General features: G+C 58.2%; 11 protein-coding genes. 6 read left to right on the forward strand and 5 right to left on the reverse strand.

The window, feature by feature from the left end; all coding sequences use genetic code 11:
* Positions 1-40: 40 nt before the first annotated feature.
* Together NLX68_RS16975 and NLX68_RS16980 are read right to left on the reverse strand one after the other, a co-directional pair.
* On the reverse strand, positions 41-1453 hold the full coding sequence (locus NLX68_RS16975; RefSeq protein ID WP_254284920.1) for a DOPA decarboxylase: 1413 nt from the start codon (positions 1451-1453) through the stop codon (positions 41-43).
* A gap of 84 nt (positions 1454-1537) precedes the next feature.
* Complete coding sequence (locus NLX68_RS16980; RefSeq protein WP_254284921.1) at positions 1538-2482, reverse strand: LysR family transcriptional regulator; 945 nt, start codon at positions 2480-2482, stop codon at positions 1538-1540.
* A 159-nt stretch (positions 2483-2641) separates the two neighbouring features.
* Here NLX68_RS16980 and NLX68_RS16985 point away from each other — a divergent pair, with 159 nt between their 5' ends.
* A complete protein-coding gene (locus tag NLX68_RS16985; RefSeq protein ID WP_254284922.1) occupies positions 2642-4129 on the forward strand; it encodes an aldehyde dehydrogenase family protein in 1488 nt (495 codons plus the stop codon).
* Between the two features lie 76 nt (positions 4130-4205).
* Here the strand turns inward: NLX68_RS16985 and NLX68_RS16990 are convergent, their stop codons facing one another.
* On the reverse strand, positions 4206-6425 hold the full coding sequence (locus tag NLX68_RS16990; protein WP_254284923.1) for a TonB-dependent receptor: 2220 nt from the start codon (positions 6423-6425) through the stop codon (positions 4206-4208).
* 597 nt (positions 6426-7022) lie between these two features.
* Here NLX68_RS16990 and NLX68_RS16995 point away from each other — a divergent pair.
* On the forward strand, positions 7023-7979 hold the full coding sequence (locus NLX68_RS16995) for a hypothetical protein (protein ID WP_254284924.1): 957 nt from the start codon (positions 7023-7025) through the stop codon (positions 7977-7979).
* 278 nt (positions 7980-8257) lie between these two features.
* On the opposite strand, the gene NLX68_RS17000 is transcribed toward NLX68_RS16995, so the two are convergent.
* Positions 8258-9280 carry a ParA family protein gene (locus NLX68_RS17000; RefSeq protein WP_254284925.1) on the reverse strand — a complete coding sequence of 341 codons (1023 nt, stop codon included), beginning with the start codon at positions 9278-9280 and terminating at the stop codon, positions 8258-8260.
* A gap of 557 nt (positions 9281-9837) precedes the next feature.
* Between NLX68_RS17000 and NLX68_RS17005 the strand changes: the two genes are divergently transcribed.
* The 4 genes from NLX68_RS17005 (at position 9838) to NLX68_RS17020 (ending at position 12071) form a co-directional block, all read left to right on the forward strand.
* Positions 9838-10179, forward strand: a complete 342-nt coding sequence (locus NLX68_RS17005; RefSeq protein WP_254284927.1) for a DUF3077 domain-containing protein — start codon at positions 9838-9840, stop codon at positions 10177-10179.
* Positions 10180-10327: 148 nt separating this feature from the next.
* Positions 10328-11197 (forward strand): AraC family transcriptional regulator, encoded by an 870-nt coding sequence (locus NLX68_RS17010; protein ID WP_254284928.1) that lies wholly within the window; start codon positions 10328-10330, stop codon positions 11195-11197.
* A 356-nt stretch (positions 11198-11553) separates the two neighbouring features.
* The gene (locus NLX68_RS17015; protein WP_010224009.1) at positions 11554-11748 is read left to right on the forward strand and encodes a hypothetical protein; all 195 of its coding nucleotides are present in this window, start codon (positions 11554-11556) and stop codon (positions 11746-11748) included.
* Entirely contained in the window at positions 11745-12071 is a 327-nt protein-coding gene (locus NLX68_RS17020; protein ID WP_254284929.1) for a phosphotyrosine protein phosphatase, read from the forward strand. Before NLX68_RS17015 ends, NLX68_RS17020 begins: the two co-directional genes overlap by 4 nt.
* Positions 12072-12130: 59 nt before the next feature.
* On the opposite strand, the gene NLX68_RS17025 is transcribed toward NLX68_RS17020, so the two are convergent.
* Positions 12131-12421, reverse strand: coding sequence for a hypothetical protein (locus tag NLX68_RS17025; protein ID WP_254284930.1), 291 nt, complete (start codon positions 12419-12421; stop codon positions 12131-12133).
* Between the last annotated feature and the right edge of the window lie 27 nt (positions 12422-12448).

The raw sequence follows: 12448 nt of genomic DNA on the forward strand, positions 1-12448 counted from the left end.
ACCATCAATCCTGTGGGAGCGGGCTTGCCCCGTGATGGATTCACCCCGCCACGACGTTCTGCAGATTCTGCCAAAGCTCAGCCACATGCTCACGCTCGGTCGGCAACGCCCCCACCGACACCCGCACCATCCAGCGGCCGTTCAAGGTCGCCGGGGTGACATAGGCCACCCCCGAAGCATTGAGCCGATCAGCCCAACGGCGGGTATGCGAGTCCAGCGCCTCCCCCTCCAGGCCGTCACCCCGATGGCGAATGCACAGGGTCTGCAACTGCACCGGCGCCAGCAATTCCCAGCCCTGCGCATTGCGCACCTGTTCGGCCAGCCACTGGGCGTTGTCCAGGTCGCGGCGCAAGCGCTGCTGCAAGCTCTCGATACCTTCGCTGCGCAACATGAACCACAGTTTCAGGGCACGGAACCGCCGCCCCAACGGAATGCCCCAGTCGCGCAGGTTCTTGACCTTGCTGTCGACCGCCGACTGCAGGTAGCTGGGGTTGGTGCTCATGACCCGGATCAGGTGCTGCGGATCACGGACGAAATACAGCGAGCAATCAAAGGCCACGCCCAGCCACTTGTGCGCGTTGACTACAATCGAATCGGCCTGCTCGATGCCGTCCCACATCCAGCGGTATTCCGGAAGGATCATCGCGGAACCGGCCATGGCGCAATCCACGTGCAGCCACAGGCCGAACTGGCGCGCGATCTCGCCGACCGGTTGCAGCGGGTCGATGGCGGTGGTTGTCGTGGTGCCGGTGGTTGCCACTACCGCGCAGGGTTGCAAACCGTTGGCCAGGTCCTCTTCGATGGCCGCGGCCAGGGCTTGCGGGCGCATGGCAAAGTGGTCGTCGGTTTCGATGTAGCGGATGTTGTCCTTGCCAAAGCCTGCCAGCAGCGCGGCCTTGTCCACCGAGCTGTGGGCCTGGGCGCTGGTGTAGATCATCAGCGGCTTGCCCTGCCCTTGCAGGCCACCCTTGGCCAGGGCGTAGTCGCTGCTGCGCTCGCGGGCGCTGATCAAGGCGACCAGGGTGCTGGTGGAAGCGGTGTCCTGGATCACCCCGCTCCACTGATCCGACAGGCCGACCATCTGCCGCAGCCAGTCGACGGTGGTTTCTTCCAGTTCGCTCAAGGCCGGGCTGGATTGCCACGACAGGCCGAGTACGCCAAGGCCGGTACTGAGAAAGTCACCGAGCACCGACGACAAGGTGCCATTGGAGGGGAAGTAGCCGAAAAAATCCGGGTGCTGCCAGTGAGACAAGCCGGGCATTACCAGTTGGTCGATGTCTTTGAGGATGTTTTCAAACGGCTCGCCTTGGGTTGGCGCCGAGGCTGGCAATGCCGCCTTGAGGTAACCGGGCTCGACCTGGGCCATCACCGGCAACGCGCCGACACCCTGGCGGTAGTCGGCGATCAGGTCGATCAGTTGGTGGCCATGTTTGCGAAATGCTTCCGGGCTCATGCAGCGGCTCCTGTTGTTGTCGGTAAGTGGGCCTGAGTCTAGGCCCTGGCCCACCGACAAAAAACGCCGCCCGGCGCATAGCTGCTATGGCGAATGCGCATGGCCGCCGTGCACGCCGAACTGCGACTGCTGCCACTGCTCGAACACCAGGTTGCGCAACCAGCGGTGCTCGGCCGAGGCGTGCAGGCGCTGGTGCCAGACCACCCAGTAGCGCTGGCTGTGCTCGACAAAGGCCAGTGGCCGCCAGGTCAGCGGATGCAGGCGGCTGAGCTGACGGGCGATGTGCTCGGGTACGGTGACCAGCGCCTGGCTGCTGCCGACCACCTGCACCGCCGCCGAGTAGAACGGCACCTGCAGGCTGACGCGCCGGCTCAGGCCCTGCTCGCGCAGGTGGCGGTCGATAAAGCTGTCCTTGTCGCCACCACCGGAAATACGCACATGGTTCCAGGCGCGGTAATCGTCCTGGGTCAGTTCGGTTTTGCTCGCCAGCGGGTGTTCGTGATGCATCAGGCAGACCGCGCGGTCTTCACCGAGCATGCGCCCGTGCAGGTTGGCCGGCGCATCGTCGAACAGCGTGGTAGCCAGGTCGACTTCGCCACTGGCGAGCAGTTCATACTGCCCCGGTTGCCAGGTGCGGTACTCGATCGACACCCCCGGCGCTTCGCGCTCCAGGGTGCTGACCAGCAGCGGCAGCATGTGCTCGGCGATGTAGTCCGAGGCCGCCAGGCAAAAGCGCCGCTCGCAGCGTTGGGGATCGAAGGCCTGCGGTTGGCGCAAGGCCTCAAGCTCGGCCAGCACCTGGCCCAGCGGCACCAGCAGGCTTTCGCCGCGTTCGCTCAACACATAGCCGCGGCCCTGACGCACCAGCAGCGGGTCGTCGAACGCCTCGCGCATATGTGCCAGCTGACGGCTGAGCACCGACTGGCTGCTGCCCAGGCGTTCGGCGGCGTGGCTGAGGTTTTTCAGCTGCAGCATGCTTTGCAGCGCCCGCAGGTGGGCGATGCTCAGGGAAGCGAAGATCGGATTCAAGGGGCGCTCCTGCACAGGCGGATGCCGCAGCCTACGGGCAAAACCTGCAGATTACAAAGCGCCTGGCAGGCCGGTGCATGGCCGGCGGCAGGCTCAGTCAAGCCGGCGCCGGTATGCTGCGCTAGGGTCGGGGCCTTGCTTTCCCTTGAGGTTCGTCCCATGAGCAACATCAGCCTTTTGCCCCAGGTGCGCACGTTTCTGCAACGCGAGCACAGCAGTTTTATCGACGGTCGCCAACAGCCTGCAGACCATGCCCGGCGCCTTGAGGTGATTGACCCGGCCAGCGACCAGGTCATCAGCCGCGTGGCCGAAGCCTGCGTGCGCACTGTCGACGCCGCCGTCGCCTCTTCGCGCCGAGGCTTTGCGCAATGGTCGCAAACCGCCCCGGCCGTACGGGCCAGCGTGCTGCTGAAACTCGCCGATCTGATCGAACAGCACCGTGAAGAGTTGGCGCAGCTGGAGACCTGCCAGTCGGGCAAGCTGATCACGCTTGCGCGCAACTTCGAGGTCGACCAGGCCGCGCATTTTTTGCGTTACTACGCCGGCTGGGCCACCAAGCTCAGCGGCCAGACCCTCACCCCATCGCTGCCCTCGTTCAACGGCGAGCGCTACACCGCCTTCACCCTGCGCGAACCGGTGGGGGTGGTGGTCGGCATCGTGCCCTGGAACTTCTCGACCATGATCGCCCTGTGGAAACTCGGCTCGGCCTTGGTTACCGGTTGCAGCATCATCATCAAGCCCAGCGAGTTCACCCCGCTGACCATCCTGCGCATCGCCGAGCTGGCCATTGACGCAGGCCTGCCCGCTGGCGCACTGAACGTGGTGACCGGCACCGGCCTGGCCGGCAAGGCGCTGATCGAGCACCCGGGCACCGACAAGGTCTCGTTCACCGGCTCCGTGCCCACCGGCCTTGCTGTTGGCCAGAGTGCCATGGCCGCCAACCTGACCCGCACCACCCTGGAGCTGGGCGGCAAGAATGCGGCCGGGTTCCTGCGCGATGTGCCGTTGAACAAAGCGGTGGACGGCATCATCGAAGCGGGCTTTTTGCATGCCGGGCAGATCTGCGCCGCAGCCGAGCGCTTCTATGTGCATCGCTCGCAAATCGAGGCGGTGACCGGCGCCTTGAGCGAGCGCCTGGCAACGTTGAAGATCGGCTCACCGCTGGATGAAACCAGTGAATTCGGCCCGGTGAGCAACAAGCAGCACCAGGCTAAACTCGGTGCGCTGTTTGCCAAGGCGCGCCGCGAGAACAGCCAGATCATTCATGGCGGGCGCCTGATCGAAGGGCCGGGTTGCTATGTGGAGCCAACGGTGATCCTGGCCCATTCGCTGAACGACAGCCTGCTCACTGAAGAGACCTTCGGGCCAGTGGCGACCTTTTTGCCTTACGACGATGAAGAGCAACTGATCGCCCTGATGAATGACAGCCCCTATGGCCTGAGTGCCAGTGTGTGGACCAACGACCTGAGCAAGGCCTTGCGCCTGGTCCCGCAGGTGCAGGCCGGTACGGTGTGGGTGAACATGCATACCCTGCTCGACCCGGCGGTGCCGTTTGGCGGGGTGAAGGCTTCGGGAATTGGCCGTGAATTTGGCGGGGCGTTTATCGAGGATTACACCGAGCTCAAGTCGGTGATGATTCGCTACTGACCCCCTCTACCCTGCACCCGCCAATACGCCAGCGCCCCAAGCGCTTTAGGCTCGCGGCCGGGCCCGGCTCTGACGGCTAAAAGCGGGTCGTCGCACTCACCCCGAACGTGCGCCGATCGCCCCGCGCGTCCCAGGCAATGTCGAACGGCAACGGCACGCTGTCGGTCTTGTACTGCTTGTCGGTCAGGTTGTTCACATACGCCGTCAGATCCAGGTCATAGCGCCCGCCCAGGTGATAGGTGGCACTGGCATTGCCCAAGGTATAGCCGCCCTGGGAAACGCTGTGATCCTGCTGCGCCGTCGGCAAGAAGAAGATCCGGCTCTGATAGCGCCACTCCGTGCCCAACCGCACTTCATCGCCATTCTCCAGCGGTATTCGGTAACTGCCGCCCACGGCCAGGGTCCGCGACGGCGAGCGGGCAATGCGGTTACCCGAATAATCCACCCCGCCGGACTCGAAATCCTGCAGCTCGGTATGCAGCAAGCCCAACGAGCCATGCAGCTCCAGGTTGCTGAACGGCAACGCCTGCAGCTCGAACTCAGCCCCGCGAATCACCCCTTGGCCACTGTTGGTCAGCAGCGACACCACCTGGCCGTCGCGCACCGACACGGCGTTGACCTGGATGTCCGAGTAGTCGTAGTAAAAGACGTTGGCATTGGCGATCAGGCGCTCGTCGAACCACTCGCTCTTGACCCCCAGTTCGTAGGCATCGACGTTCTCCGGCGCCACCACCGAGGCCTCGGCCTGCACCTGCGCACCGCCGCTGAAACCACCGGAACGAAAACCCTTGGCATAACGGAAATACACCCGCGCGTTGTCGTTGAGCTGGTACTCGGGGGTGAAGTCGTAGGTGAGCTTGTTCCAGGTGCGTTTTTCATCCTGCTCGACGCGGGTCACCAGGTCGCCGGTGTAGTTTTTCCACCAGTCGCGTTCGCTGTTGTAGCTGACCGCATCGGCATCCGGCGCGGCTGCGCGGTGCAGGTCGATGTCCTTGGTTTCGCGGGTCCAGCGCAGGCCGGCGGTGAGGCTCAGGTTGTCGGTGGCCTGCCAGGTGCTGCTGCCGAAAATCGCGAAGCTGTCGGTGCTCTGGTCGATATCGGTGCGGCCATAGTCGGCCACGCCCAAGGCCTGGTTGTAGGGCTTGGGCAACAGGCCGTTGTCGTTGCGGCTGTCGAGTTGTTCTTGGAACACATGCGTACCGACGATCCAGCTGACCGGCTGGTTTTTCGCCGAAGACAAACGCAACTCCTGGGACACCTGCTTCCAGCGGTCATCGTTAAAGCCGCGGCCGAATTCGTAGAGGCTCATGTTCGGGCTTTCGGCTTTTTCGTGGATATCGTCGAAGGCGGTGATCGAGTCCAGTTGCAGGTCGCCCAAATCCCACTTCAGTGCCAACTGCACACCGTTGTGCTCGATGCGGTCTTCGGCCTTGCCAGTGAACGCGGCCTCGTCGGTATCCGGCTTCGGCGCCGGGCCAAACAGCGTGCTGCCACCCGGCCCCGAACCCCAGGCGCGGGTGGCGATGCCCTGCCCCTTGTAGTCGCGGCCATGCAATTGCAGGGTGGCCTGCAGGTCGTCGTTGATCTGCGCCAGCAACTGCAGGCGCAAGGCCTGATCGTGGATATCGCCAACCGTGTGGCCATCGACCTGGTTCTCCAGCTGGCCATCGGCGCTCTGGTCGATAAACGCCACCCGCGCCGCCAGCTTGTTGTCGATCAGCGTGTCGCCATAGGCACCTTCGTACAAGCGAGAATTGTAGTTACCCAGGTCGAGCTTGAAATAACTGTTGGCCTTGCCGAAGTCCGGCTTGCGCGAAACGAAGTTGATCGCGCCTCCGGTGGTGTTCTTGCCCCACAAGGTGCCCTGCGGCCCGCGCAGCACCTCGACGCGTTCCATGTCATAGAGCGGAAAACCAGTGGCCACGTGAGGGTCGATATACACGTCATCGGTGTAGATGCCCACCGGGTAAACGGTGGTCGAAGCCATGTCCCCCGAGCCCATGCCGCGAATGTACCAGCGCGGCCGCTGGTGCCCGGCGAACTCCGGGGCGATGGCGTTGGGCACATTCTGCAGGGCCTTGCCGGCACTGAAGCCGCCACCGCTGTCGGCGATCTGCTTGGCGCTGACCACAGAGATGGCCGAGGGCACATCCTGCACTGACTCTTCGCGCTTTTGCGCGGTGACAGTGACGGTGGGCAGGGCTTCGGGGGCTGGCTCGGCGGCGAAGCTCGGTAGCGTGGGTAAGGCGGCGGCGATGGCCAGTAACAGGGGCACGCGGGCGAAGGGAGCGGTCATGAACGTCGATGTTCCACAAGGGGAGAAGAGACGGTGGGCTTCGCAATGGTTGTGCCAGGTGGGTAGTGGGTTGATTTGTATAATTTTTTTTACTGATTGCGTAACCGAGTGTTGCGGGATCAGCAGTGGCGAAGCATTGGTTGCGGGGAGATCAGCAATGGACTTGCTACGAAGTCGACTGTGGGAGCGGGCTTGACCCGCGATCGAGCGCGAAGAGATCACCGGATCTACTGTAGGCATGCAAGCATCAGAGTTTAGCCTCAACAGCTCAACCTACCGCTCGCTCCAACCCCGGGTTCAATTATCTGTCACCGCACTCCTGTGGGAGCTGGGCTTGCCAGGGTAAGGCCTTGCTAAAACCAGCCAACCTCAAGTCTCTGTCTGAGCGTCAAGTGGCTCTGCCAACTGGCAACGACAGAACTGATGGCAATTCGTCACTACAAAAAGTAGGATTCAATTACTGACTCAAGATCGTAAAGGTTCACAGCGCGGTTCTTGGACTGATAAAAGTGCGGGAAATTTTGTACCTGGCGGTAGCAACCCTACGCAGGGGCTCCCCAGTAAGCACAAGTGATGATATAGGAAAAAGAAACAAGCATGTCTACACCTCCACCACTTAGCCAAGACCAACTAAAAAAACTCGCACTTTTGGAGCCTTCGCTTCGGCTGTGTGTTAAATCGGCAAATTTAGACCGCGCCAAAGACATTACTTATAAAATACAGCTTATCCTCAGACCGACCGGCCATGAAACCAGACTTCTCCACTCAAAAAACTGGTTATTCGAAACAGCGATGGAGGCAAATAATCTTTCATTTGCAAAACTAGGTTTTGAAGGAATAATAAAAAAAGCAAATGAAGGCACCCGTCTGAGCCTAGAAGCAACCTCACTTTTAGCAATATGCTACTTACGGGAAAAAAACTTAGAAAAGGCCGCACCATTAATAATCAAAGCGATAAGCAACATTGGCAATATAAAATCTGAAGAGCGAAGAAAACAATTCCACAGAAGACTAATAGAGAGATTAGAGGAAGAGAGCATCCTTGTCGGTCTAAGGGATGAAAACGGCGCCACTCTGGACATTGCAACAGTAGATCAAGAAGCAGTGGCTTTGATCATGAGCAAGAATGAAGATCAGATCTTGATTGAAATGGGAAAAGCGATACCCAAAAGTTCTATTGACATACTAAAGACAGTTAGGACCACCTATCAACTCAACCTGCCTAAGCCTGACATAAAGCTTTTGCCACCACCGTTGACGGAAGACGCGAAATTAGAACTTGGCAAAAGAGCAAGCTCGGCTCTTAAACGTGTCGCATGGCGAGCTTTATGCAGCCCGGACAGTGAAGTCTACAAAGCTTGGAGTCAAGGCTTGTCGGTTGTGTACGATAAAAAATACATCGCAGGCGCGATAGTTACATCTTTCACTTCTTTTAGCATCTCAGCCACCATGATTGCAGCTAGCGCAGCAGCTCTTGCCATCAAATTTGGGGCTGAGGTTTTTTGTGAGACCTTTGCTCCAAGTGGACTAATGATTGACCGGACAAAAAAATAACTCGCATCAATCATACTTATTACCTAGACACAACACTTCGCTTTTTTGATCGGAGCAACGTTACGATCTCACAGCAACTGAGAATCGCGACAAGGTAAAATCCGGAAAATTAAAAAACCACTACAACACCCCACACAAAATAACACACCCAAGATCCCGGCCTAACGCAATTTCTGCTAACACCTAACAACTTCTCCCCTTAGGCTCTTATTAGCTCAGAGTGGGTAGAAGCCAAAGCCCACTGCCCACTCTGAGAGGAGGCCTGCGATCTCACCTACTCAAACGGCAAGATCTCGAACTTTACTAGCCAGTTCCTCGAATGTCTTAGCAAAATCATTTCTGCTCAACTTCATATTATCCAAAATATTCCCGCCCTGCTCGATCTGCTCATCGGTTAGCGCATAAACTGGAACATTGTGCTTTTGTGCCTGTGCTATGAGCGAGTTGAAATCAGAAATATTTGCCAAATTAAATGGCTCACCTCGAACAGAATGCTTATTAAAGTCCGCCTCATCAATCGACATGCCAACTGGCATCAAAGCAGGAACCAATGCGTTCGCCACCTCGTTGTTAATTATGTCAATCCAGCGCTGAAATGATTTGGCAGGCGCTCCATTTCGCGGCCTATATTTTTGAGAAATTATCCCAATAAACTTAGGCGGACTAACTGGCAGATGATAGTTAAACCCTGGATCTCTAAATTCGGCCACCTCACGATTCCATTTTGGGATAACTCGAGTCAGCGACTTGATCGCTTGAGCACAAAAGAAATCTGGCGCCGTGGGCACGATAAAATAGTCACTTGACATTAACAAACATTGATTTAAGGCACCTACACTTGGGCTCATATCAATTAAAACATAGTCATAACCGTATTTTTCAGCGGTAGAACGTATACACTCACCTAGCACCCCAGGGATGTTACGCATTGCTGGCAGCTTGGCGGCGGTGGTTAACGCCACACTGATTTGCGTTTCAGCCTCAGAAAGTTGCAAATTACCGCAAAGCAAGGATAGCTTTGGATGGGCAGTATCTACCGGGACCGCCTGAATGTGCCTACCTTCACCATTTAAAACAGGTAGGATACAGCTATAAAGATCACAATTTGGATTTCGCGCATAAAAATCTGAGGTATCATCTATAGATGTATATCCAAGAACCAACGCAGTTAAATTACACTGTGGATCAGTATCAACAATTAATGTCTTGTAGCCTTGTTCAGCAAGCATCCAACCTAGATTGAAGGTAGTTGTGGTCTTGCTCACCCCACCTTTATGGTTAAATAACGAGATAATTTTCATAAGCAAAATCCTTTTCTAATTTACCGAAGCACAAGGCTAGCCCTTGTGCCATCATCATGTCTACTGATTTCACGCAACACATTAATATTTTTACAAACCATTTCTCTATGAGAAGGCAAATCTTCGGACAGCTAAATCCATTTAGCTTATTCTTTATGACACGTGCTATCAGCATTCAAATACATACTTATTAGCTCTCCACATTCCTAGGACGCTGAATTCCTGATCATTTATCAGCATGTTAAGACAGTGGTCCTTGCGTACCTAGCTCAGACGACAAAAATAGCCCTTGAATCCATTCTGCAACCTCGCTACCCTCCCCCAGTCGCTGTAAATCCAGCGACCGGGTTTGGTAGCCCGAGTACTCTAAGGCGTGCAGACGCCGCTCCTGATCAGCCGGCGTTTTTTTGTGCCTGCTGTTCGTGTTATGGCGGCTGTGCGTGGGGCGCATTCGTGCGCGCTGGGTTCCTAGAGTCCCGGTCTACCAACCTGCGTACAGCCGTCACCAATCGTTTGGTAGCGATTGATGCTGGCTCCACCACTCTAGGAGCACAACAATGACAAAGCCCGTCCCCGATCCACCACTCATCACCAAAACCGCCACCACCTTCGGCTCCTGCAACGGCAGCCACGCTCCACTGTTCGCCGTGCGCACGGGTGCTTCAGCCGAAGACGCCCTGGTCCATGCCACCGTTCTGCTCAAAAGCGCGTACCAGACCAACGCCCAGGCCTGTGAAAAGGTCGACCCCGAAGTGCGCGGCCTGCTCTGGGCTACTCAGCACTCGCTGGAAATGAGCATTGCGCTGGTCGAGGCGTGCCTGGATGAAGTCGAGGCACACGCCATGACTGCAGCCTTGCAGCGGCGCGCTACACAGCTGGATCAAGCTTCGGCCAAGTAAACGCCGAGGACCAAGCCCCGGCCGCCGATGCGGCCCATCGAGCGAATGCTCATCCCCGTGAAAAACACACCTTGAGCAAACACGGCTAGGCACTGCCACGCGGGTATAGTCGATTCTATGCCGACCGTACTTCCAAGAGCCTCCAGCCGTGCCCGACCTGCCGCCCAACGCCGCCTACACCCAGCGCTTCAGCGCTGTGCTCGCCTACATCGACGCCAACTTCGAAGGTGATCTGTCGGTAAAAACCCTGAGCCAGGTGGCGAACTTTTCGGTGTTTCACTTCCATCGCCAGTTCACGGCGTACGTCGGGGTGCCGGTCTCGCGTTATGTGCAGTTGATGCGCTTGCGCCAGGCGGCGCATCGTTTGGCTGCCAATGCCGATCACTCGGTGCTGGAGGCTGCGTTAGCTGCTGGTTTCGAAAGCCCCGAGGCGTTTAGCCGTGCATTTCGGCGGGCGCTGGGCATGTCGCCGAGCGCCTTTCGCCGCCAACCGAACTGGCAGGCCTGGAATGCGGTGTTCGCTATCCCTCACTTTTCCAGGAGCGTCATCATGCAGGTTCGTATTGTGGAGTTTGTTCAAACCCGGGTCGCAGCGCTGGAGCACTGCGGGCCGGCCGCGCAGGTCGACGAGAGCGTGCGCCAGTTCATCGACTGGCGCATGGCGAGCGGGCAGTCACCAGTGGCGTCGAGCCGCAGCTTTGGCATCCCCTATGGCAACCCAGATACCACGCCGGCGGAGGATTTTCGTTTCGCTATTTGTGGTGAGATTGATGAGGCGGTGGCGGCGAATGAATTCGGCGTGCACGAACGGCTGATTGCTGGCGGGCGTTATGCGGTGGTGCGGCATGTGGGTTCGCCGGACCATATTGGTGAATCCATCTATCCGCTTTATCGCGACTGGTTGCCGGACAGTGGTGAAGAGTTGCGCGATCAGCCGCTGTTTTTTCATTACCTGAGTGCTTATCCGCAAACGCCGCAGGAGCAGTGGCAGACGGATATTTATGTGCCGTTGCGGTAGTCGGCGTCTTGGGGCTACTGCGTAGCCCATCGCCGGCAAGTCCGGCTCCCACAGTGGATCTGTGTACGCCGGACTTGTGGGAGCTGGCATTGCCAGCGATCGAGCGCGCAGCGGTCGTAATCCAGGCAACACTTGATGTGCTAGCTGTACCGGCCTCATCGCCGGCAAGGCCAGCTCCCACAGAGGTCGTCATCCAGGCGCCACCTGATGTGCTGGCTGTACCGGCCTCATCGCGGGGCAAGCCCGCTCCTACATGAAAAACAGCGCCTACCTAGCCACAATCCTGATTCGCGCTTACTATAGCGCCAACTCGTATTACTGCGGCTGCTGAACCCGGTACTCACGAGGACAAGATCATGGAAAGAACCCGCGCCTGGAGACGCTCACAGGCCCGTAAAAGTGGCAAAACCAAAGCGGTGCATCCGCTGGAGTTCAAGCCCGAAAAGAACTGGAAGCTGCTGTACACCCGTGCCGACAAGCTGATAAGGGCACGCCAACTCGGCATGAGCTATCCCATCCGCTCCACCCGCCAACTGTTGGATCAAGAGTGACTAACCTCCTGTTCGTCTGCAGCCGTAATCAATGGCGCAGCCCTACCGCAGAAGCGCTCTGGCGCCGCCGCCCCGGCTTCGATGCCCGGTCGGCGGGCACCAGCCCGAATGCACGTAAACCCATCGGCCCGGCGGATATTCGCTGGGCCGATGTGATTTTTGTCATGGAACGCAAACACCAGAATCGCCTGCAGGCGCAATACGCGCGGCTGCTTGAGCACAAGCGGCTGTATACCCTGGATATACCGGATGATTTTCGCTTCATGGACCCTGAGTTGGTGGCCATGCTCGAAGATGCGGTCGCGTCCTGTCTGGCGCTGTAGAAGCAGACACGCAAAGCCTGCGACAGCGAGAGTGTCGCCAGATCAAGCGCAAGAACGCGCTATTTGATCTGCACAATGACCGGACCTTCCGTTACGATCGGCGGCTCCGCGTGGATACTCGAGGCATTTTTCTGAATCCAGTCACGGGCGACTTTCAAACTCGCATCGCTGCCGGCCTTGTCCGTACAGACAGTTATCGACGTACCGCCATCACCCGTATTCAGCAGCGTATAGCTGACCAGCCCAGGCACTGTCCGCAAGGCAGCTTCGACGTCGGCTTTGCGCACTTCTAAAAGCTCGAAAAGCTGCTTTGCTCCAGTACCTAGATAGGTTCTGATAACCGCATACATGTTCGTCTCCTTTGGGGCGCCGCCTTG

Origin of the sequence: Pseudomonas sp. SBB6, assembly GCF_024213215.1 — a bacterium.
In the GTDB taxonomy this organism is placed as follows: domain Bacteria; phylum Pseudomonadota; class Gammaproteobacteria; order Pseudomonadales; family Pseudomonadaceae; genus Aquipseudomonas; species Aquipseudomonas donghuensis.